The organism is Rhizobium sp. BK313, assembly GCF_014193655.1.
GTDB lineage: Bacteria > Pseudomonadota > Alphaproteobacteria > Rhizobiales > Rhizobiaceae > Rhizobium.
In genome coordinates this window covers 310,389-332,878 of the sequence record NZ_JACHZQ010000001.1, presented here as the reverse complement: position 1 = coordinate 332,878, position 22,490 = coordinate 310,389, and the positions used below count along the sequence as shown (strand labels likewise).

The following is a 22,490-nucleotide window of genomic DNA, read 5'->3' as shown; positions in this document are numbered from 1 at the left end:
ACTTCTTGCATTGTCAAAACTGTTGTATTCAAATGAGAAAAAACACGGGGACCGCACCTTTGGCATTTGATGAAATGATAACTGCGGATGAAAGTCCGCGCGCGCCTTACGAAAAATACTTTGAGTGGTACTCCGGCCAGGACAGGGGCCATCTAATTGCCAAATCCCGCGATGCGGAAAACATCTTCCGAAAGACCGGTATTACCTTCGCAGTCTATGGACATGCGGACTCTGCCGAGAAACTCATTCCCTTCGACATCATCCCCCGCATCATTTCCGGCCGTGAATGGCGCAAGCTCGCCCAGGGCATCGAGCAGCGGGTCATCGCGCTCAACGCGTTCCTCGACGACATCTACCACAAGCAGGAAATCATCCGCGCCGGCCGCATCCCGCGCGAGTTAATCGAGAAGAACGACGCCTTCCTGCCGGAGATGATCGGCTTCCGGCCCCCTGGTGGCGTCTACACCCACATCGTCGGCACCGATATCGTTCGCACAGGCGAGGACCAGTTCTACGTGCTGGAAGACAATGCTCGCACGCCTTCCGGGGTCAGCTACATGCTGGAAAACCGGGAGACCATGATGCAGATGTTCCCGGAGCTGTTCCATCAGAACAAGGTGCAGCGCGTCGAGGACTATCCGCTGCTGCTGCGCCAGAGCCTCGCATCGCTTGCCCCTCCCGGCTGCACCGGCAAGCCGCGCGTCGCCGTTCTGACCCCCGGCATCTACAACTCCGCCTATTACGAGCATTCCTTCCTTGCCGACATGATGGGCGTTGAGTTGGTCGAAGGCTCGGACCTGCGCGTCATCGACGGCAAGGTGAAGATGCGCACCACGCGCGGTTATGAGGCGATCGACGTGCTCTACCGTCGCGTGGACGATGACTTCCTTGACCCCCTCACCTTCCGTCCGGATTCGGCGCTCGGCATCCCGGGCATCATGGACGTCTATCGAGCCGGCCACATCACCATCGCCAATGCGCCCGGCACCGGCATCTCCGACGACAAGGCGATCTACTCCTACATGCCGGAGATCGTCGAATTCTACACCGGCCGCAAGCCTATCCTCGAGAACGTGCCGACCTGGCGTTGTTCCGAGCCGGACAGCCTGAAATATGTGCTGGAAAACCTGGCCGATCTCGTCGTCAAGGAAGTGCATGGCTCGGGCGGCTACGGCATGCTGGTTGGGCCAACCGCCTCGAAGAAGGAGCGGACGGAATTCGCCGAGAAGCTGAAAACCAAGCCGAACAATTATATCGCTCAACCAACCTTGTCTCTGTCGACCGTGCCGATCCTGGTCAACAAGGGTATAGCACCTCGCCACGTCGATCTGCGCCCCTACGTCCTCGTTTCCGATAAGGTGCGGATCATCCCCGGGGGCCTCACCCGCGTCGCGCTGAAGGAAGGCTCGCTGGTGGTCAACTCCAGCCAGGGCGGCGGCACAAAAGATACCTGGGTTCTGGAGGACTGACACGGACATGCTTGGAAGAACCGCGAATGGCCTCTACTGGATGTTCCGTTACATCGAGCGCGCCGAAAACATAGCCCGCCTGGTCGATGCCGGCCAACGCATGTCGCTGACCCGCAGCGGCGCGGTCGAAGACGATTGGGACGGCGTGTTGCAAAGCGCCGGTGTGCGCGAAGCCTATGACGAAGTGCATGGCAAACTGACCGGCGCCGACGCAATCGACTATCTGATGCGCGACCGCTCCAATCCGTCGAGCGTAATGTCCTGCATCGATTACGGCCGGAACAATGCCCGCATGGTGCGCACGGCGCTGACCCGCGACACCTGGGAAGCGACCAATGAATGCTGGATCGAGCTGAAGACATTGCTCGGCAAGCGCCTGAGGACCGCCGAGGTGCCGGAGATGATCGAGGTCATCAAACGCCGCGCCGGACTGATCCGTGGCGCGTTTCACGGTTCGATGCTGCGCAACGAGCTTTACAACTTCGCCCGCATCGGCACCTTCATCGAACGCGCCGACAATACGGCGCGCATTCTCGACGTGAAATACTACGTCCTGCTGCCGTCGATCTCGCATGTCGGCTCCTCGCTCGACAATGCGCAATGGGAATCGATCCTGCGCTCTGTCTCCGCCCATCGCGCCTATAAATGGGCATACGATCCGGAATACAAGCCGGCCAATATTGCCGATTTCCTGATCCTCAACGGCCAGATGCCGCGTTCGCTTGCCTATTGTTACGAAAAGATTGTCAGCAATATCAGCTATCTCGGAGCCGAATACGACCAGCGGCTGCCGGCGCATGAGACGGCCGATTCTATTCGCAAGATGCTGCAGACACTCACGATCAAGAACATCATGGATCAGGGACTGCACGAATTCCTGGAGGATTTCGTTTCGCGCAACAACAAGCTCGGCGCGGAAATCTCTGACGGCTACCGGTTCTATCAGTAAGCGGATCACACTATGAGACTGACGATCAGCCATACCACCGAATACCGCTACGACGAACCGGCGCAATTTTCATTGCAGCGCCTGCGGCTCACGCCGCTCACCGGTCCTGGCCAGACTGTCCTCGACTGGAAGCTCACGGTCGAGGGCGCTCATCCGGAGGTGGAATATGAAGACCAGTTCGCCAATCGCGTAACGCTGGTATCGCTGGACGGCGAACAGGAAGCAACCCGGATCGTCGCCACCGGCGAAATCGAAACGCAGGACCTCAACGGCGTGATTGGCCAGCATAGCGGCTTCACTCCGCTCTGGCTCTTCCTGCGGGAGACGCCGCGCACCAAGGCCGGCAAGCTGGCGAAGGAACTGTTGCGCAACCTTTCCGGCGACAACGAACTCGGCAAGATGCATGCACTGATGGGCGCGATCCATCAGACCGTGGAATACAAGCCCGGCACCAGCGACACGGAAACAACCGCCGAACAGGCGCTGGAAAAGAAGAGCGGTGTTTGCCAGGACCACGCCCATATCTTCATTGCCGGCGCCCGCGCGCTGCAGATCCCGGCCCGCTATATATCCGGCTATCTGTTGATGGAAGGCACGACCGAGCAGGCCGCCACGCATGCCTGGGCCGAAGCGCATATTCCCGGTCTTGGCTGGGTCGGTTTCGACCCGGCTAACGACGTCTGCCCCGACGCGCGCTACGTTCGCATCGCCACCGGCCTCTGCTACCGCGACGCGGCCCCCGTCTCCGGCATGCGCGTCGGCACGCCGGGCGAAAGCCTCTCGGTCAAAGTGACGGTCGCGAGCCAGGGCCAAAGCCAGAGCCAGAGCTGACAACCAGGCAAAAGCGAGATTTTTCAAAGAAAAGCTCCGCCAGGGATTGCACGGCTCTGACGGGTGGCTTGGCGGCTTTATTCACAAGCCTGCGCCGCGATTACTGACGAGCAGGACTCTTGCGCGCGCGATCGCCTCACTCCGACGATGCTGATAAGGCAGCCGATCATCAATGCAAGCCCTGCAATGAGGAGCGCGACGTGCATGCCACTCGGAAGATCGTCCGATCCGCCCGCCACCAAGGAGCCGAATACACCGACACCGATCACACCACCTATTTGACGGGCGGCATTGAGAGCACCGGATGCAACGCCGCCATGCTGGCGCTGCACGTTGGCGAGAACCGCGGTAGTCATCGACGGCACGGTAAGCGCAACACCGATCCCAGCCGCTAACATCGGACCCACCAGAATGCCGTAGGGCGTCGCAGCGTCGGCAAGGCCAGCAAGAGCAAGATAGCCGCAGCCTGCGAGGGCCTGTCCGATCGCCATGGGCAGCCTCGGCCCGAAGCGTGCAGTGAGCCAACCCGCCACCAGACTGGCGACAGTCACGAGCGCCGTCATCGGCAGAAACGCCAGTCCCGTCGCGAGCGGAGAAAAGCCCTTCACCACCTGGAAGAACAGACTGAGCACGAACATCAATCCGTAATAGGCGAAATTGCTCAACAGCCCGACCAGGCACGCAGCTCCCACTGCCGGCGTCGCAAACAACGACAGCGGCAGCATAGGATCAGCGCTGCGCGCCTCGACTAACAGGAATGATGTTGCGGCAACGATAGAACAAGCGAAGCCCGCGAGGACTGCAGGAGACGTCCATCCGAGTTCGCCACTTTCGATGAAGCCAAAAGTCAGCGCAGCCAGGGCAACGATCGCGAGCGCTTGGCCGATCAGATCAAGGCTTCGGTCTGGCACCTTCGAACCTGATGGCGCGTGAACAATGGTCAACCACAGACCGATGAGACCCAATGGCAGGTTGAGAAAGAAAATGGTCGGCCAGCCGAATTGATCGACCACTACGCCACCGACGACGGGACCAGCCGCAAGCCCGAGGCCGCCGGCGCCAGCCCATATGCCTACGGCTCGCGCGCGCGATGCTGCATTGGGAAAACTGGCATTAAGGAGCGCCAGCGAAGACGGCACGCAGAACGCCGCGCCTATGCCCTGCGCGATCCGGCCAGCAATCAGCATGCCAAGGTTTGTCGACATGCCGCAGATGAGCGAGGCGGTTGTGAAGAGAACAAGACCTGTCGCGAATACGCGTTTTGCGCCGAAGCGATCACTGAACGTGCCGGCTGACGGCAGGAGGCTCGCAAACAACAGCGCGTAGGCATTGATGACCCATTGCAAGCCAGTCACGCCAGCGTGGAGCGACACTTCGATCCGTTCCACGGCGACGTTTACCACGGTGACATCGAGGATGATCAGGACAAAGCCGAGGCTCGTCGCGATCAGGGTCAGGCGCGGCGACGCGCCTGTCTTGGCATTGGAATTTTTCATGCGGAGTGGCTCCCAAACGACATTCGGACACGCACGTTCCGCGTGAGAACGTCGCTGTAGAGCTTTATGTATTGCTGGAAGGAAATTTGATAAACTGGCAGCTTCTCGCATCACTACCTAGGAAATATTGGTAATGGACATCTTCCGAGCGATGGATCTTTTCGTCCGCATCGTCGACAAAGGCAGCCTGACGGCCGCAGCGGCGGATTGCGATCTATCACCGACCATGGTCGGCAATCACCTGCATGCACTGGAAAATCGGCTCGGCGCACGGCTTCTGAACCGTACAACGCGGCGGCAGAACCTGACCGACTTCGGGAAGAGTTATTATCAACGCTGCGTGGAGATTCTCGAACTCGTTCGTGGCGCCGAGGCCTTGGCCCTCGAGGCGCAGTCGGTGCCGAAGGGGCTCTTGCGAATTACGGCGCCGGTCACATTCGGTACAGAGCAGCTCATGCCGGCGATTGCCGACTATGCAGCGCGCTATCCAAAGGTAGAGCTCGACATCGTTATCACCGATACGGTGGTCGACTTGGCCGAGGATGGATTCGAGGCCGCTATCCGCATTGGCAATGTGCGCGATGCGGATCTGGTCGCTAGGCCGTTGGCGCCGTATCAACTCATCCTATGCGCCGCTCCGCAATATCTGGCGGAGCGCGGCAGGCCGCAGCGACCGGAGGATTTCAGCCGACACGATTGCTTGGCCTACAATTTCTCATCGCGCTCGGAATGGCGTTCGACGGAGGCTGTATGGCGCATAGCTGGGCCAGGCGGTCGGATCACCATCCCTTTTGCCCCGCGTCTGCGCATCGACAGCGCCGAAGGACTGCGTCGCGCCGCGCTCGCCGGGATGGGTATCGTCATGCTGCCTGAGATCATGCTATCGAATGACCTCCAAGCAGGCCACCTTGTTCGTCTTCTGCCTGACTACGATCATCCGATTCGGCCGTTGAATCTCGTGTATCTGAGCGACCGGCGCATGCTGCCAAAACTGCGCAGCTTCGTCGATTTCGTTGTCGAGCGGTTTGGAGCCGAGCGCCGATCAGTCGATCACTCATCGCGAGTCTGAAAGTCCCGCGGTTGAGTAATCCTGCAAACTCATAACTGCGGCAATGCTGGTCTGGTGCGGCTCTGTGCCTCCTCAACGCGCCTCGCCACTGGGCAAAAGGAATTCTAACCCGTTGCGCCGCCCGATCTCAACCACACGCGAAATATCCAGCGGCTCTCCGCTTGGCGGCGGCAGATCGCTGGTGCCTATGGGCATTGCCTCGCCCGCTTCCGTGAAGAAGCCGTCGTGAACGCGGCCGGGCGCATTGATGATCAGAAGCCGTCCCGGCGCCGGACCGATATTGCGGAACGCGTGAATGGCGCCGGTCGGTATCTTCACGAAGCTACCCGTCCGCGCCTGGACCGTTTCGCCGTCGACCATGAATTCGAACAGGCCGTCCAGAACATAAAATGCCTCATCGTCATCGGGATGCCTGTTCGGCGGCGCACCCGCCCCCGGTGCCGTCAGCGTCTCGACAAGGCAATAAGCCCCACCCGTGTCGAGGCTGTGAGCATGAAAGCGAAAAAGATTGCCAAAGAGATGATAGGTATCGGCCTGCAGGGCTGACATGGTGATCCCCCGGATGTCGGACTAAAGATGCAATCCGGAGAGAATTATATCATGAACTGCTGATCAAAGCAGTGCGGCCGGAAACGTGCCCCGACACACGCCGTATACCTGCCGAACGACAGCGACCTACGAAAAAGGGCGGAACTCTCGTCCCGCCCTTTCCCAATTCCAAGCAACAATCTCAGTGGCTGTCGCGATTCATCGGGATCTCGGAGCCGCGTGAGCCAACCAGGAAGTCCAGGTCGGCGCCGGTGTCGGCCTGCATGACGGTCTTGACGTAGAGGCCGCCGTAGCCGCCGGTGAGCGGCTTGACCGGGGAAACCCATGCAGCGCGGCGCTTGGCCAGTTCTTCGTCGGAGACTTCGAGCTGAATCGTGCGGGCCGGCACGTCGACCGAGATGATATCGCCATTCTGAACCAGCGCCAGAGGCCCGCCATCGGCAGCTTCCGGGGCCGTGTGCAGGATGACGGTGCCGTAGGCCGTGCCCGACATGCGGGCATCCGAGATGCGGATCATGTCGGTGATGCCCTTCTTCAGCACCTTGGGCGGCAAGCCCATGTTGCCGACTTCGGCCATGCCCGGATAACCCTTCGGGCCGCAATACTTCAGCACCATGATGCAGTTCTCGTCGATGTCGAGATCATCGCGGTTGATGCGGGCGTGGTAATCCTCGATGCTTTCGAAGACGACGGCGCGGCCTTTGTGCTGCATCAGATGCGGCGAAGCAGCTGACGGCTTGAGAACGGCGCCCTTCGGGGCCAGGTTACCGCGCAGAACCGCGATGCCGCCCGACTGCGTCAGCGCCTTTTCGCGCGAAACGATGACGTCCTCATTGTAGTTGACGACATCCTTGACGCCGGCCCAGATGCTGTCGCCGGTGACGGTGATCGCATCCTTGTGCAGCAGTCCCATGTCGCCGACCGCCTTGATGACGACAGGCAGGCCACCAGCATAATAGAACTCTTCCATCAAATATTTGCCGGAAGGCTGGAGGTTGACGATGGTCGGCACTTCGCGGCCAAGGCGATCCCAATCATCGAGCGACAGATCGACGCCCACGCGGCCGGCAAGCGCCAAGAGATGCAACACGGCATTGGTCGAACCGCCGACCGCACCGTTGACGCGGATGGCGTTTTCGAAGGCTTCCTTGGTCAGGATATCGGAGGGCTTCAGGTCTTCCTTGACCATGTCGACGATGCGGCGGCCGGAAAGCTGCGAGATCACGCGGCGGCGGGCATCGACAGCGGGGATGGCGGCGTTGCCCGGCAAGGTCATGCCGAGCGCTTCGGCCATCGACGCCATGGTCGAGGCGGTACCCATGGTCATACAGCTACCGGCCGAGCGGGCCATGCCCTGCTCCGCGTCCATGAACTCTTCCAGCGTCATCTCGCCGGACTTGACCATTTCCGAGAACTGCCAGACCGCTGTGCCGGAACCGACATCCTTGCCCCGCCACTTGCCATTCAGCATTGGGCCGCCGGAAACGAGGATGACCGGGATGTCGACGGAAGCCGCGCCCATCAAAAGGCTTGGGGTGGTCTTGTCGCAGCCGCCGAGCAGCACGACACCGTCGACAGGATTGCCGCGGATCGCCTCTTCGACGTCCATGGCGGCGAGATTGCGGAACATCATCGCCGTGGGGCGCAGTGTGCTTTCGCCGGTCGAGAAAACCGGGAATTCCACCGGGAAGCCGCCCGCTTCGTATACGCCGCGCTTCACGCGCTCGGCAAGGTCGCGCAGATGCGCATTGCAGGGCGTCAGCTCCGACCAGGTATTACAGATACCGATGATCGGCCGGCCATCGAACGTGTCGGCCGGCAAGCCCTGGTTCTTCATCCAGGAACGATGCATGATTGCGTTCTTACCGGTGCCGCCGAACCAATCGTAAGAGCGCAATTTGCGCGGCCATTCTGCTTTCTTCTTCATAGTCTCAATACCTTTTGAGTTGTCCAAGCAACCTCGTGTGAGCCTGGACCTTGAAATCGATGGTCAGGCCAGTGTGTACGCCGTCTTGACCGTGGTGAAGAATTCGGCGGCGTATTTGCCCTGTTCGCGCGGGCCGAAAGACGAACCCTTGCGGCCCCCGAAGGGCACATGGAAATCGACGCCCGCCGTCGGCAGGTTCACCATCACCATGCCGGCTTCGGCATTGCGCTTGAAATGCGTCGCATGCTTCAGGCTGGTCGTGGCAATACCGGAAGACAGGCCGAACGGCGTGTCGTTAGCGGTTGCCAGCGCCTCTTCGTAATCCTTTACCCTGATGACTGAGGCGACCGGCCCAAAGATCTCTTCGCGGCTGATGCGCATCTGGTTCGTCGCTTCGGTGAACAGCGTCGGCTGCAGATAGAAGCCGGGCGTTTCGCGGCTGACGAGTTCGCCACCGAAGGCGAGCTTGGCGCCTTCTTGTTTACCGATCTCGATGTAGTCGGTGTCGGTCTTCAATTGCCTGGCGTCGACCACCGGACCGATATGCGTGCCGGCCTTGACGGCGTTGTCGACATTCAGCGTCTTCAGCTTCTCGGTCAGAGCCGCCACGAACCTGTCGTGGATGCCCTCGGTGACGATCAGGCGCGACGAGGCCGTGCAGCGCTGGCCGGTCGAGAAGAAAGCGGAATTGGCCGCGGCTTCGACGGCAACCGTCAGGTCGGCATCGTCAAGCACGACCATCGGGTTCTTGCCGCCCATTTCGAGCTGATACTTGCGGCCGTGCTCGACGGAGGCGAGTGCGACGCGTTTTCCCGTGCCGACCGAGCCGGTGAAGGTGATGCCTGATAGAACCGGGCTGTCGAGCATCGCCTGGCCGACGACCGAGCCCTTGCCCATGACCAGGTTGAGCACGCCCTTCGGCAGGCCGGCGCGGTGGAGAATATCGACGATCGCCCAGGAACAGCCGGGCACGAGATCGGCCGGCTTGAAGACGACGGTATTGCCGTAGCAGAGCGCTGGCGCGATCTTCCAGGCCGGAATGGCGATCGGGAAGTTCCAGGGCGTAATGATGCCGATGACGCCGAGCGGCTCGCGGGTGATCTCGACACCGATGTTCGGACGTACGGAAGGAACCACTTCGCCTGCCAGGCGCAGGGCCTCGCCGGCGAAGAATTCGAAGATCTGGGCGGCACGGATCGTTTCACCGATCGCCTCCGGAAGCGTCTTGCCCTCTTCGCGGGCGAGCAGCGCGCCGAGCTCATCCTTGCGCGCCATGATCTCGTCGCCGGCCTTCTTCAGGATGGTATGGCGCTCGAGAATGCCCGAACGCGACCAAGCGGGAAAAGCTGCCTTCGCCGCCGCAATGGCGTCGGCTACGTCCTGGACGCTAGCGCTGGCATAGAGACCGACAACCTCGTTGGTATCAGATGGGTTGATATTTTCGGCGCTGGTCGTGCCGGTCCATTCGCCGGCGATCAGATTCTGATGAATGGTCATGGCTTCATGCCTCCCTGGATCTTCTTGGAAACGGCCGGTCACACAGGGCAGCCGGCCTCGATATATTAGAGCTGGCGAACCGCCACATTCTCCTCGGCAGCAACTGCAAGCGGATTGCGCAACGGCAGACCGAAGTCTGCCACTTCGATTTCGAAGACATCGCCCGCTTCCGGCTTGATGCCATCCGCGAAGGAGAGCGTCGCCGTGCCGAACATGTGGACATGCACGTCGCCGGGAACGCGGAACAGGCCGTACTTGAAGTGGTGGTATTCGAGATTGGCGAAAGTATGCGACATGTTCGCCTCGCCCGAAAGGAACGGCTTTTCGAAAATCACCTTGTCGCCACGCTTGATGCGCGAGGTGCCCCGGATATCCTCGGGTGCGGCACCGATGCGGATTTCCGGACCGAAGCTTGCCGGGCGCAGCTTGGAATGGGCGAGATAGAGATAGTTGATCCGCTCGGTAACGTGATCGGAAAATTCGTTCGACAGCGCAAAGCCGATGCGGAAGGGCGAGCCGTCCTTGGCGATGACGTAGATGCCGGCCATCTCCGGTTCCTCGCCGCCATCGAGCGCGAACGAGGGAGAGACGAGCGCCGCGCCGGGTGCTGCCGCACCATAGCCGTTACCCTTGTAGAACCATTCCGGCTGCACACCCTTCTCGCCGGCCTTCGGCTTGCCGCCTTCGATGCCCATCTTGAACATCTTCATCGAGTCCGTCAGCGTCTCTTCGGCCGCTTCAGTTGCCTTCTTGTGCATTGAATCGCGGGTTGCAGCGGAACCGAGATGCGTCAGGCCGGTGCCGGTCAGATGCAAATGAGCCGCGTCGGGATGCGTGATCGGCGACAGGAAACGGCCTTCGGCATAGGCTTTTTCCAGATCGATCGCTTCTCCGAGCCCATGCGCCTCGATGACGGAGACGAGGGATTTGCCGCTATCGGCAGCTTCCAACGCCAACGCGTAGACACTGCCCGCGTTGACAACAGCCTTGGCAGCAGCGCCCGGTCCGTTGCGGACGGCGACGACGATCTCGCCGTTTGAACCCTTGATCTGGGAAATGAGCATATTTTCATCCTTTCCTAATGGACAGAGGGCGGATGCAACCTACCGTTCCGGCTCTTAACGAGAGCCGGACTCTGTCATGGATTTGGTTTTAGATCGTTGGCTGGTCGCGCGAGACGCGATCAGCCCCGGTTCTTATTGTAGACGTCGAGGAAGACCGCGGCGAGCAGCACCGCGCCCTTGACCATCTGTTGGTAGTCCGTGCCTAGGCCGTGCAGCGACATGCCGTTGTTCATGACGCCCATGATAAACGCGCCGATGACGGCACCGGTGATCTTGCCGACGCCACCGGAGGCCGATGCGCCGCCGATGAAGCAGGCCGCGATAACGTCGAGTTCCAGACCCGTGCCGCCCTTGGCGGTAGCCGAGTTCAGGCGCGTGGCGACGATGATACCAGCCAGACCGGCAAGCACGCCGATGTTGATGAAGGTGTAGAAGCTCAGGCGCTGGGTATTGATACCCGACAGCTTGGTCGCCTTTTCATTGCCACCCATGGCGTAGATGCGGCGGCCGATGGTCGTGCGGCGGGTAACGAAGGCATAGCCCGCAATCAGCACCAGCATAAGGATCAGAACGTTTGGCAGGCCCTTGTAGGTGGACAGCAGATAGCCAAGAAACAGGATCGCCGCACTTACCAGCAGGTTCTGCGCCATAAAGAAGCCGAAAGGCTCGACGTCGATGCCATGGCTTTCGTTCACTTTACGACGGCGCCAGGCGAGAACGAAGAGAACGACCGGGATGATGATCGACAGCAGCAGCGATGTCGAATGGATCGTCCCCATGTTGATGAAGTCAGGGATGAATCCGGTGCTGATCAGCTGATAGTCCGGGGGGAACGGGCCGATGCTCGTGCCGCTGCCTGCAGCCGTCATGACCGAGAGGGTCAAACCGCGGAAGATCAGCATGCCGGCAAGCGTCACGATAAAGGACGGAATGCGGTGATAAGCTATGAAATAGCCCTGCGCAGCACCGACCGCACCGCCCAAGGCGAGGCAGATCAGGGTCGCCAGCACATAATTCATATGCCATTGAGCAATGAGAATAGCCGCGACCGCGCCGATAAAGCCGACGATCGAACCAACAGACAAATCGATGTGTCCCGCGACGATCACCAGCAACATGCCGAGCGCCACGATGACGATGAACGAATTCTGCAGGATCAGGTTTGTAAGGTTCAGGGGCCTGAAGAGAACGCCGCCGGTCGAAATCTGGAAAAACACCATGATCGCAATCAGCGCGATCAGCATGCCGTATTCCCGGATGTTGTTGCGGATATATTCGCCGATGGAAACCACGTTGCTGGTATCTTCGGTGGCTGGGCTGGCCGTAGTCATTAGTGCTTCTCCCCTGAGCGCATGATAGCGCGCATGATGGTTTCCTGGCTCGCCTCTCCCTTCGGCAGTTCGGCGACCATCCGTCCTTCGTTCATCACGTAGATGCGGTCGCAGGTGCCGAGAAGTTCAGGCATTTCCGATGAGATCATCAGAACGCCCTTCCCGTCGGCGGCAAGCTGGTTGATGATGGAATAGATTTCGTATTTGGCGCCGACGTCGATGCCTCGCGTCGGCTCGTCGAGGATCAGCACCTCGGGATCGGAGAACAGCCACTTCGACAGCACCACCTTCTGCTGGTTGCCGCCGGAAAGATTGACCGCCTCCTGGAAAACACCGGAGCTGCGGATACGCAGCTTGGCACGGTAATTGGTCGCGACCTGCAGCTCACGAATATCGTCGATCACGGTCGCCTTGGAGATACCGAACAGGTTGGCGAGCGTCGTATTGTGCAGGATGCTTTCGTTGAGGACGAGGCCGAGCTGCTTGCGATCTTCGGTGACATAGGCAAGACCCGCATCGATCGCCCTGCGCACGGTACTGACGTCGACCGGCTTGCCGTCGACCAACACCTCGCCGCTGACTCTGTGGCCATAGGACTTGCCGAAGACGCTCATGGCGAACTCGGTGCGTCCGGCGCCCATCAGGCCGGCAATACCAACCACTTCGCCCTTTCGGACGTTGATATTGATGTCGTGCAACACCTGGCGGTCGCGATGCTGCTGGTGAAAGGCGCTCCAGTTCTTGACTTCGAAGATCGTCTCACCGATCGGCACCGAACGCGGCGGGTAGCGGTCCGCGAGTTCGCGGCCGACCATGTTTCGAATGATGATGTCTTCGCTGATCGCTTCTTCATGACAGTTCAGCGTCTTCACCGTCATCCCGTCGCGCAGCACCGTGATCTCGTCGGCCACCTTGCGCACTTCGTTAAGCTTGTGCGTGATGATGATCGAGGTAATGCCCTGATTGCGGAACTCCATGAGGAGATTGAGCAGCGCGTCGGAGTCGCTTTCGTTGAGCGATGCGGTCGGCTCATCGAGAATGAGAAGCTTCACGCTCTTCGACAGGGCCTTGGCGATCTCGACGAGCTGCTGCTTGCCGACACCGATGTCGGTCACGAGCGTGTTCGGAGATTCCTTGAGGCCGACCTTGGCGAGGAGTTGCTTGGTGCGGTTGAACGTTTCCTGCCAGTTGATCACGCCTTTGGCGCCGACCTCGTTGCCCAGGAAGATGTTTTCGGCAATCGACAGAAGCGGCACGAGCGCCAGCTCCTGATGGATGATGATGATGCCGACTTCTTCCGAGTCCTTGATGGTCTTGAACTGGCGAACCGCGCCGTCGTAAAAGATGTCGCCGTCATAGCTGCCGGCCGGATAGACACCTGAGAGCACCTTCATCAGGGTGGACTTGCCGGCCCCGTTTTCACCCACCAAAGCGTGGATTTCGCCCTGACGGACCTTCAGATTGACATTTTCCAAAGCGTTCACGCCGGGGAACGACTTGGTAATGCTCCGCATTTCGAGGATGGTATTGTCCATTGTCCGTATCCAACGCCACGGCCGAACATAGCAGACCGGGCGATCGTCATAAATATCAGAGCCAGGGCCCGCCTTTCAGCGAGCCCTGGCCGGCATGTAGGAAGATTACTTCAACTGATCGGCCTTGTAGTAGCCGCTGTCGACGAGAACCTTCTGATAGTTGCTCTTGTCGACGGCAACCGGGGTCAGCAGGTAGGACGGAACGACCTTGACACCGTTGTCGTAGGTCTTCGTGTCGTTGACCTCAGGCGTCTTGCCTTCCATCAGAGCGTTGACCATGTCGACGGTGACCTTTGCGAGGTCACGGGTGTCCTTGAAGATCGTGGAGTGCTGCTCGCCTGCGATGATGGACTTGACCGACGGAATTTCGGAGTCCTGACCGGTAACGATCGGCAGCGGCAGGTCGGCGGTGCCATAGCCTACGCCCTTGAGCGAGGAGATGATGCCGATGGAAAGACCGTCATACGGAGACAGAACGGCGTTGACATGCGCGTCGGTGTAGTTGGCCGAGAGCAGGTTGTCCATGCGGGCCTGAGCCGTCGCCGGATCCCAACGCAGCGTGCCGACCTTGTCCATGCCCATCTGGCCGGACTTTACGACCAGCTTGCCGCTGTCGATGTACGGCTTCAGGACAGACATTGCGCCGTCATAGAAGAAGAAGGCGTTGTTGTCGTCCGGCGAACCGCCGAAGAGCTCGATGTTGAACGGGCCCTTGCCGTCCTTGAGGCCAAGGCCGTCGACGATCGAGCCAGCCTGGAGAACGCCGACCTTGAAGTTGTCGAAGGTGGCATAATAGTCGACGTTGCCGCTGTCGCGGATGAGGCGGTCATATGCGATGACCTTGATGCCGGCGTCATGAGCCTTCTGCAGAACGTCCGACAGCGTCGTGCCGTCGATTGCGGCGATGACCAGAACCTTGACGCCCTTGGTGACCATGTTCTCGATCTGCGAGAGCTGGTTCGGAATGTCGTCGTCGCCATATTGCAGGTCGGTGCCGTAGCCGGCGGCCTGAAGCTGCTTGACGATGTTGTTGCCGTCGTCGATCCAGCGAGCCGAAGCCTTGGTCGGCATGGCGATACCGACAGTGCCCTTGTCTGCCGCGAAGGCAGGCGCCACCAGCGTAGCGACGCTGAACGCAGCGGCCGCCATCAATGAGATAATGGATTTCATTACTCTCTCCCTTGTTAATAATGCGGCGGACGAAAAAACGCCCGCCCGAAGCTGCGGCAGGTTCCGTAGAAGGAAGGTTTACTTCTAATTGTGAGAAACGAAGTAGGTCTCCTCCACGCTCTCACGTGCATGAGCTGCACCCAGCGCACGAGCGGCAAACTCGTATGATTTCGTATAACTGTCAAATAGAATAACTGGCGCAACATATACCCAGTTTGGTATAATGTTAAAAAATAGTACTTTTTTGCCGACGAACGGGAAATTTGGCCGTCATGGAGAAAATATATAACGATTATTCGAGCGAAGGCACCGAGATTCACTCGGACAGTTTTCGCGACGACACCCTGCTCAAGGCCGGTTTGAAGCTCAATCACCTGCGTATGATCGTCACGATCGAGGACCATGGGCAGATTTCGGCGGCGGCTGAGTCTATGAACATGTCACAACCTGCGGCTTCGCGGATGCTCTCGGAAATGGAGTCGATTGTCAAAAGCCCGCTCTACGAGCGTGTCGCGCGCGGCGTGGTGCTGACGCCTTTCGGCTTGGCGCTGGCCAAGCGGGCACGCAAGATTCTGCTCGAACTGCGCGAGGCGAACCGCGAGATCGGCGAGCTTAGAACCGGCAAAGGCGGCTCGGTCTTTCTCGGCGCCGTGACGGCGCCTGCGATCAGCCTCGTCGTGCCGGCGATCCAACGCGTGACGCGTACCTATCCCGGTATCGAGATCAATATCGAGGTAGAAACCAGCAACGTGCTCGCCCGCGAACTGCTCGCCGCCCGCCACGACTTCATCATCAGCCGCATTCCCGACGAGCTCAATCCGCGCCTGTTCACCGCCCATGAGATCGGTGTGGAGAAAGCCTGTCTCGTGGTCCGCAATGGCCATCCGCTGCTGAAGAAGGGTGTCGCCAGCCTCGAGGATCTCCCGGGCTACGATTGGGTCTTCCAGCCTCCAGGCACTTTGCTCCGGCGCAAGGTGGAGGATATCTTCATTACGGCCGGCGTGCCCTTGCCGGAAAATATCATCAACACCTCCTCGCTGCTTCTGACGCTTGCCATCGTCTGCAGGACGGACGCCATCACCCCGGTCGCGCTCGATATGGCGCAATTCATGTGCGGACAGACATCGCGAGCCGGCGAATCCTGCATCTTGCCGATCGATTTCGATATCGAGGTGAAACCCTACAGCCTGATTACCGCCCGCGAGCGCGCCATGCCGCCGAGCGCCCGGCTGCTGCACGACATGATCCTGCAGGAAAGCAGGAACCTCGATCCTGCCTGAGCTTGCCTAAATACCGCCTCACGGTTTCGTCGGGCGGCCTTCCGATTGAGGATCACGCCTGCACCCATAAGCTCCACACCAACTTGCATCGCTATCCCAGACGCTTCTGGAGGCAGGCATGTTGTTTGGGCAATCGCTGTTTCAATCCGTCCTCGATCGTCTCGACGCGGAAGAAGACAAGTCAGAGAAAGATGAGGCGGCGCATCGCATTCGCGGCCTCAATGTGAGCTTTGCCGCGACCGTTTTCGGAGGCGAGGCGCCGGCATCTTCTCGTCCGGACGATGCCTATGTCGACAATCTCGGCAACGAAATCCCCTCGCCCGAGCCGTTACCAGAGCCCGAACAGAAAGAGCCGGAGCCGCCCGTAATGCCGGAGTATCTGGCGCGAACTTCGCGGGAGGACGTAGCGGCCGAATTGGCGATTTCTTCGCAGAGCACCCTTCAGTCTCTCCATGAAAAACGCCGCGCCTTCGCCAAGATCAATCATCCCGACGGTGTCGCCCCACCCTTCCGCGAACAGGCGACGACACGCATGATGATTGCCAATCAACTGATCGACGAGGCTATACGGCGTCTCACGCGATAGTTATTTCTTTTCGTCCGTCGGCTCTTCGTCTTCTGTCTCATCGCCCGCAACAGCGCTTTCAGCCTCGACCTTGGGCGGCTGCGGATTGAAGCTTAGGAGCAGCATCCAGGCAGCGTAGATACCAAGTCCGCCCGCAAGGACAGCCCAGAAAGGCTGCGGGCCTCGGGCCTCGATAATCGCCCAGCCGAAGCAGATGGCAACGATCAGAACCCGCACCCAAAGCGGCTTATAGACGGGATGATTGGGGTCGATCAGTTGCATGGGCCTCGTTCGCCTGTTGGAGAGATCTTGTCTTTAGCGCATGATCCCGAAAAGTGCGAAGCGGTTTTCGCATAAGATCATGCCTGTCCAATCTAGCGCACGAAGGCGATTTGAAGATAAGCCATTTTCGCGACATGAATTTCGGAATTGTGAAATGCTGGCGGCTTGACGCCGCCATCGGAAAATGGAATGAAAATTCCATAAAGATTATTATTCAGTCCATTTATTCCGAATTAGGGAGGTGAAGATGACTGTCAGATTTGGTCTGCTCGGCGCCGGGCGCATCGGCAAGGTGCATGCAAAAGCCGTGAGCGGCGACCCCAACGCCAAGCTCGTTGCCGTGGCGGATGCGTTTCCGGCCGCCGCGGAAGCGATTTCCGCCGCTTACGGCTGCGAGGTCCGGACCATCGAAGCGATCGAGGCCGCCAATGACATCGACGCCGTTGTGATCTGCACGCCGACCGACACCCATGCCGATCTTATCGAGCGTTTCGCCCGAGCCGGCAAGGCAATCTTCTGCGAAAAGCCGATCGATCTTGATGTCGCCCGCGTTAAGGCCTGCATCAAGGTGGTCGAAGAGGTGAAGGGCAAGCTGATGGTTGGCTTCAACCGACGCTTCGACCCGCATTTCATGGCGGTCAAAAAGGCCATCGACGACGGTCGCATCGGCGCGGTCGAGATGGTGACGATCACCTCCCGCGATCCGGGCGCCCCGCCGGTCGACTATATCAAGCGCTCCGGCGGAATTTTCCGCGACATGACCATCCATGATTTCGACATGGCCCGCTTCCTGCTCGGCGAGGAGCCGGTCGCTGTCACCGCCACCGCCGCGGTCCTCGTCGACAAAGCGATCGGCGAGGCCGGCGACTATGACAGCGTCTCCGTCATCCTGCAGACCACATCCGGCAAACAGGCGATCATTTCCAACTCCCGCCGCGCCACCTACGGCTATGACCAGCGCATCGAGATCCACGGCTCGAAGGGCATGGTCGCGGCCGAAAACCAGCGGCCATTTTCCATTGAGGTCGCCAACGGCGACGGCTATACCCGCCCGCCCCTGCATGACTTCTTCATGACCCGGTACACCGAAGCCTACGCCAACGAAATCGCGAGCTTCATCGCCGCGATCGAAAAAGGCGCTGCGATCACGCCATCCGGTGCCGATGGCCTCGCCGCGCTCAAGCTGGCAGATGCCGCGCTGCAGTCGGTCAAGGAAGGCCGCCTGGTCAAGGTCGACTGAGCAGCCTCCATTCCGCAAGGACCTTGATCCTCCCAAAATCCGTCGCGAATCGCTTCGCGGCGGAATTTTCTTTGCGTGCTTCGCCTTGGTCCTGACTGGGTCCATACGGAAACCTCTTGCGAATCACATAAGTACGTGCTTATCTGTTCTCATGATAGAGAATGAGATATTCCGGGCTTTGGCCGATCCGACCCGCCGCGCCATCTTCGAGAAGCTGGCTGCGGGCAGCATGAATGCCAGCGCCCTGCGCGAAGGCATTGACATCAGCCAGCCGGCGATGTCCCAGCATCTTGCTGTTCTGCGCAGTGCCGGACTGGTCAGAGAGGAACGGCAGGGGCGTTTCGTGAATTACGAAGTCGATCCGGAGGGGCTTGCGCTCATTGCCCAATGGCTGGCGAAATACCGCGCCTATTGGCCTGCCCGCATTGAAGCTCTCAAGGTCTTGCTGAAGGATATGGACCAATGAACCACGTGAAGATTCCGGAGCGGAAAAACGTCATCGAACTGGAATACGACTTCAGCGAGCCGCCGCAAAAAGTCTGGCGCGCGGTCAGCACCCCTGAACTGCGGGAAAACTGGCTGCCGAAGGCAGCTTTGGCCGATCCCGAGGCGATATCGGCCACGCCAGGCAAAGAGGTTTGCTACAGGCTGCGGGATGACCAGCCTCCCTTTCTCGAAAGCACCGTGACCTTCAGGGTCGCCCCGAACGCAACCGGCGGCACGAACCTGCGGATCATCCACGAGCTTGACGATGCGCGGCTTCGCAAGACCGAAAAGGCAGCGGCCAACAACAACGGTCTGACCGTCATGCGCGCCGCCTGACACACTAAACAAATCAACAATTTCAATAACATTGGAGTTCGCCGATGCGCGAAGCGATGCAACTCGTCCCTATGGTTATCGAACAATCCAGCCGGGGAGAGCGGTCTTTCGACATCTATTCCCGGCTGCTGCGCGAAAGGATCATCTTCCTGAATGGCGAGGTCAATGACACCGTCTCGGCCCTTGTCTGCGCGCAACTCCTGTTTCTCGAGGCGGAAAGTCCGAAGAAGCCGATCAGCCTCTATATCAATTCGCCTGGAGGCGTCGTGACCAGCGGCCTCGCCATGTATGACACCATGCGCTACATCCGCGCGCCGGTATACACGCTTTGCATGGGGACCGCCCGCTCGATGGGGTCCTTCCTGCTGATGGCGGGCGAACCCGGCCAGCGAACCGCCCTGCCCAACTCCAGCATCCATATCCATCAGCCCTTGGGCGGCTTTCAGGGCCAGGCCTCCGACATGCTGATCCACGCCGAGGAAATCATGCGCACCAAGCACCGCATGACGCGACTTTACGCCGAGCATTGCGGCCGCTCCTATGAGGAATTCGAACGCGCCATGGACCGCGACTACTTCATGACGGCCGAAGAAGCGATGGAATGGGGCTTGATCGACCGCATTTTGAACGTTCGCGAGGAAGACCAGCCATTAGTTCCGGCGGATTGATCTCAATCGTTAGGCTGTGCCGGCCTTGTGGCCGCACCCTGCTCTATCGCGGGCATCAACTGGCCTCGTCGCGCAATTCTGCGACCGAAGTCCCTCTCTTCACGATGTCATTATCGATGATCGAGAATGCGCGGTTCAAATGCCCCTCGAAGACGAGCGTCGGCTCGTCGATGACGACACGCAGTTCCGGCATGCCCTCCATCCGCACGACATGGGATTCCGCCAGCCCTTCCGTTATGCCCTCGATCAGCAGATCGTAGTAGCGCACGCCCGGACCGGTGATGACGATCGGCATCCGCTCGTGCAGGCTCAGGACCCGCGAGAGGCCATTGCCGAGCGCGAGGCCTGCCTGGCGAAAGGCGAGCACATTGCGGCGTCCGCCTTGCCGCGCGCTCGCGGCGATCTTGTCGAGTTCGGCAATCGGAACGAACTTTGCCGGGATCGTATCGAGCGGCACGTCGAAGGCCGTGCGCAGCATGGCATAGAACCCGGCATAGGCTTCGATGCAGCCACGCGCGCCGCAACGGCAGAGACCGCCGCCCGGCACATGCATCATATGCCCGAAATTCGGTGCCGATATTTGGTGATTGCCCTCATGGTCCCGGCGCACGATGCCAAGCCCGATGCTGTGGCCGAGCGAGAGTGCTGCAAGCGCCCGGAAGTCGCGGCCCGCTTTATCTTCCTCTTGGCGACCGACGGCAGCGGCGACGAGCAGCGTCTCATTGCCAAGAATGATTTTTGCCGACCATTCGTCGCGCAGCACCGCGGCAAAATCGATCTGCTCGCGCCCGAAGATCGGCGACCAGCGCAGCACCGGCTCCGAACTCTCGACCAGGCCCTTGCTGCTGATCGAAATCATTACAACCTTGTCGCGCGGCAGTTGCGAGCGGGTGACGATTCGGTTCAAAGCATCACGCAAACCGGTCACGAAAGAAGCGACGCCCGAGACCTTCTGCGGTCTGTCCTCGGTGAAGCGATCGATAAGCCGGCCAGCATAGTCCACAAGCGAATATTGCACGGCGTCCGACGAAATGATGACGACGATGAGATAGCCGCAGTCGCGCCGCTGCGAGAACAGTACACGCGGCCGACCCCGCCCGCTTGCGGCCTGCTGCTCCGCCTTCTCGATGATCTGTGCCCGCTCAAGATCGGTGGTGATGACCGATATTGTTGCAGACGAAAGCTTGGTGAAATCAGAGAGTTCCGTATGCGCGAGCGGACCGTGGCGGCGCAGCGCCGTCAACACCAGAACACTGTTCTTCTGGCGGACCAATTCGGTGCTCGATTTGGCCAGCATCATCAAGCCTCCCGCTCATTCCACCCTCCTGTCCGCATCTCCAGCGGGCTCTTTTCAGTGGCCGATTAAACCTGGCAGTGCGGTGTTGACAGTTGAAAAAATCTCTGACACTAAATTTCTCGACTGTCGAGAAAAAAAATCCGAACCTTTCTCGTCAGCGTTATCGCGGCGGCCGGCGGGAGCTCAGGGCACGTGCGGTCGCATTCACTCGGGAGGATAATATGAGAGCTTTTATTAAGCTGGCTGCTGGTGCGGCCATTGTTTTGACCATGCAGACAGCGGCCTTCGCGAAGGATCTCGTCGTCGGCGTTTCCTGGTCGAACTTCCAGGAAGAGCGTTGGAAAACCGACGAAGCTGCCATCAAGAAGGCACTTGCTGCGGTTGGCGCCAAGTATATTTCTGCTGATGCCCAGTCTTCCGCCTCCAAGCAGTTGACCGACGTTGAATCCCTGATTTCCCAGGGCGCCAACGCTCTCATCATTCTGGCTCAGGACTCCGACGCCATCGGCCCGGCCGTTGAAAAGGCTGCCGACGAAGGCATCCCGGTCATCGGCTACGACCGCCTGATCGAAAATCCGGCTGCCTTCTACATCACCTTCGACAACAAGGAAGTGGGCCGCATGCAGGCTCGCGAAGTCCTGAAGGCCAAGCCGGAAGGCAACTATGTCTTCATCAAGGGCTCGTCGTCCGACCCGAACGCCGACTTCCTCTTCTCCGGCCAGATGGAAGTGCTGAAGCCCGCCATCGACGCAGGCAAGATCAAGAACGTCGGTGAAGCCTACACGGACGGCTGGCTGCCGCAGAACGCGCAGCGCAACATGGAACAGTTCCTGACCGCCAACAACAACAAGGTCGACGCGGTCGTCGCCTCCAACGACGGCACCGCCGGCGGCGCTGTTGCCGCTCTCGACGCCCAGGGCCTCGCCGGCTCCGTTCCGGTCTCCGGCCAGGACGCCGACAAGGCAGCTCTGAACCGTATCGCACTCGGCACGCAAACCGTTTCCATCTGGAAGGACTCGCGTGAACTCGGCAAGCGCGCTGCCGAAATCGCCATCGATCTCGCCAATGGCAAGACCATGGACCAGGTCAGTGGCGTCCAGACCTTCAACGGCGGCCCGAAGCATGTTGCCATGAAGTCGGTCTTCCTGACGCCTCTGCCGATCACCAAGGACAATCTGAACGTCGTCATCGACGCCGGCTGGATCTCCAAGGCTGAAGCTTGCCAGGGCGTAAAGGCCGGCAGCGTTGCAGCCTGCAAATAAGCTGTCCTTGAACGGTTGACCCGATCATAATAGCGACGCCGCAGCGGCATTCCGTTGCGGCGTCGAATGCGGATCAGGAGCTGACAACTCTCCCTTGCATTTGGAGACAGAGCTTCCCGCATCGTGCTGCGCCATCGCATATCCCATTGATCAGCCGGATGGCGGTCATCGGGACCGGAACGAAGAC

Annotated in this window: 21 protein-coding genes; 11 read left to right on the top strand and 10 right to left on the bottom strand. The window is 59.8% G+C overall.

Annotated features, from left to right (window positions below):
- Positions 1-59: 59 nt before the first annotated feature.
- The 3 genes from FHT86_RS01560 to FHT86_RS01550 are packed head-to-tail and all read left to right on the top strand — an operon-like array spanning position 60 to position 3,249.
- Positions 60-1,469 (top strand): circularly permuted type 2 ATP-grasp protein, encoded by a 1,410-nt coding sequence (locus FHT86_RS01560; protein ID WP_133705114.1) that lies wholly within the window; start codon positions 60-62, stop codon positions 1,467-1,469.
- Between the two features lie 7 nt (positions 1,470-1,476).
- Entirely contained in the window at positions 1,477-2,418 is a 942-nt protein-coding gene (locus tag FHT86_RS01555; protein ID WP_133705113.1) for an alpha-E domain-containing protein, read from the top strand.
- Positions 2,419-2,430: 12 nt separating this feature from the next.
- Positions 2,431-3,249 carry a transglutaminase domain-containing protein gene (locus tag FHT86_RS01550; RefSeq protein ID WP_133705112.1) on the top strand — a complete coding sequence of 273 codons (819 nt, stop codon included), beginning with the start codon at positions 2,431-2,433 and terminating at the stop codon, positions 3,247-3,249.
- 77 nt (positions 3,250-3,326) lie between these two features.
- Here the strand turns inward: FHT86_RS01550 and FHT86_RS01545 are convergent, their stop codons facing one another.
- Positions 3,327-4,745 carry an MFS transporter gene (locus FHT86_RS01545; protein ID WP_133705111.1) on the bottom strand — a complete coding sequence of 473 codons (1,419 nt, stop codon included), beginning with the start codon at positions 4,743-4,745 and terminating at the stop codon, positions 3,327-3,329.
- Between the two features lie 133 nt (positions 4,746-4,878).
- Here FHT86_RS01545 and FHT86_RS01540 point away from each other — a divergent pair, with 133 nt between their 5' ends.
- Positions 4,879-5,814, top strand: a complete 936-nt coding sequence (locus tag FHT86_RS01540; protein WP_133705110.1) for a LysR family transcriptional regulator — start codon at positions 4,879-4,881, stop codon at positions 5,812-5,814.
- 72 nt (positions 5,815-5,886) lie between these two features.
- On the opposite strand, the gene FHT86_RS01535 is transcribed toward FHT86_RS01540, so the two are convergent.
- The 7 genes from FHT86_RS01535 to chvE all read right to left on the bottom strand — a co-directional run bounded on the left by FHT86_RS01535 (position 5,887) and on the right by chvE (position 14,887).
- Positions 5,887-6,363 carry a cupin domain-containing protein gene (locus FHT86_RS01535; protein ID WP_133705109.1) on the bottom strand — a complete coding sequence of 159 codons (477 nt, stop codon included), beginning with the start codon at positions 6,361-6,363 and terminating at the stop codon, positions 5,887-5,889.
- A 181-nt stretch (positions 6,364-6,544) separates the two neighbouring features.
- Positions 6,545-8,290 (bottom strand): L-arabinonate dehydratase, encoded by a 1,746-nt coding sequence (araD, locus tag FHT86_RS01530; RefSeq protein ID WP_133705108.1) that lies wholly within the window; start codon positions 8,288-8,290, stop codon positions 6,545-6,547.
- A 63-nt stretch (positions 8,291-8,353) separates the two neighbouring features.
- Complete coding sequence (locus FHT86_RS01525; protein ID WP_133705107.1) at positions 8,354-9,787, bottom strand: aldehyde dehydrogenase family protein; 1,434 nt, start codon at positions 9,785-9,787, stop codon at positions 8,354-8,356.
- A gap of 65 nt (positions 9,788-9,852) precedes the next feature.
- Positions 9,853-10,851, bottom strand: a complete 999-nt coding sequence (araD1, locus tag FHT86_RS01520; RefSeq protein WP_133705106.1) for an AraD1 family protein — start codon at positions 10,849-10,851, stop codon at positions 9,853-9,855.
- A 119-nt stretch (positions 10,852-10,970) separates the two neighbouring features.
- A complete protein-coding gene (mmsB, locus tag FHT86_RS01515; protein WP_133705105.1) occupies positions 10,971-12,182 on the bottom strand; it encodes a multiple monosaccharide ABC transporter permease in 1,212 nt (403 codons plus the stop codon).
- Complete coding sequence (gene mmsA / locus FHT86_RS01510; protein WP_133705104.1) at positions 12,182-13,717, bottom strand: multiple monosaccharide ABC transporter ATP-binding protein; 1,536 nt, start codon at positions 13,715-13,717, stop codon at positions 12,182-12,184. Before mmsA ends, mmsB begins: the two co-directional genes overlap by 1 nt.
- Positions 13,718-13,822: 105 nt before the next feature.
- Positions 13,823-14,887, bottom strand: a complete 1,065-nt coding sequence (chvE, locus tag FHT86_RS01505) for a multiple monosaccharide ABC transporter substrate-binding protein (RefSeq protein ID WP_133705103.1) — start codon at positions 14,885-14,887, stop codon at positions 13,823-13,825.
- A 272-nt stretch (positions 14,888-15,159) separates the two neighbouring features.
- Here chvE and FHT86_RS01500 point away from each other — a divergent pair, with 272 nt between their 5' ends.
- Both FHT86_RS01500 and FHT86_RS01495 read left to right on the top strand, forming a co-directional pair.
- Positions 15,160-16,167 (top strand): LysR family transcriptional regulator, encoded by a 1,008-nt coding sequence (locus tag FHT86_RS01500; protein WP_133705102.1) that lies wholly within the window; start codon positions 15,160-15,162, stop codon positions 16,165-16,167.
- Positions 16,168-16,285: 118 nt separating this feature from the next.
- Positions 16,286-16,753: a hypothetical protein gene (locus tag FHT86_RS01495; protein ID WP_133705101.1), complete on the top strand. Its 468-nt coding sequence runs from the start codon at positions 16,286-16,288 to the stop codon at positions 16,751-16,753.
- Here FHT86_RS01495 and FHT86_RS01490 read toward each other — a convergent pair whose 3' ends face one another.
- The gene (locus tag FHT86_RS01490; protein WP_133705100.1) at positions 16,754-17,014 is read right to left on the bottom strand and encodes a hypothetical protein; all 261 of its coding nucleotides are present in this window, start codon (positions 17,012-17,014) and stop codon (positions 16,754-16,756) included.
- Between the two features lie 247 nt (positions 17,015-17,261).
- Between FHT86_RS01490 and iolG the strand changes: the two genes are divergently transcribed.
- The 4 genes from iolG (at position 17,262) to FHT86_RS01470 (ending at position 19,744) form a co-directional block, all read left to right on the top strand.
- Positions 17,262-18,254 (top strand): inositol 2-dehydrogenase, encoded by a 993-nt coding sequence (iolG, locus tag FHT86_RS01485; RefSeq protein ID WP_133705099.1) that lies wholly within the window; start codon positions 17,262-17,264, stop codon positions 18,252-18,254.
- A gap of 151 nt (positions 18,255-18,405) precedes the next feature.
- The gene (locus FHT86_RS01480) at positions 18,406-18,720 is read left to right on the top strand and encodes an ArsR/SmtB family transcription factor (RefSeq protein WP_133705098.1); all 315 of its coding nucleotides are present in this window, start codon (positions 18,406-18,408) and stop codon (positions 18,718-18,720) included.
- Positions 18,717-19,076, top strand: coding sequence for an SRPBCC domain-containing protein (locus tag FHT86_RS01475; protein WP_133705097.1), 360 nt, complete (start codon positions 18,717-18,719; stop codon positions 19,074-19,076). The genes FHT86_RS01480 and FHT86_RS01475 overlap by 4 nt, the downstream gene beginning before the upstream one ends.
- A 44-nt stretch (positions 19,077-19,120) precedes the next feature.
- Entirely contained in the window at positions 19,121-19,744 is a 624-nt protein-coding gene (locus FHT86_RS01470; RefSeq protein WP_133705096.1) for an ATP-dependent Clp protease proteolytic subunit, read from the top strand.
- Positions 19,745-19,799: 55 nt separating this feature from the next.
- On the opposite strand, the gene FHT86_RS01465 is transcribed toward FHT86_RS01470, so the two are convergent.
- Complete coding sequence (locus tag FHT86_RS01465; RefSeq protein ID WP_133705095.1) at positions 19,800-21,041, bottom strand: ROK family transcriptional regulator; 1,242 nt, start codon at positions 21,039-21,041, stop codon at positions 19,800-19,802.
- A 221-nt stretch (positions 21,042-21,262) separates the two neighbouring features.
- Here FHT86_RS01465 and xylF point away from each other — a divergent pair, with 221 nt between their 5' ends.
- Positions 21,263-22,303 (top strand): D-xylose ABC transporter substrate-binding protein, encoded by a 1,041-nt coding sequence (gene xylF, locus FHT86_RS01460; protein ID WP_133705094.1) that lies wholly within the window; start codon positions 21,263-21,265, stop codon positions 22,301-22,303.
- Positions 22,304-22,490: the final 187 nt, after the last annotated feature.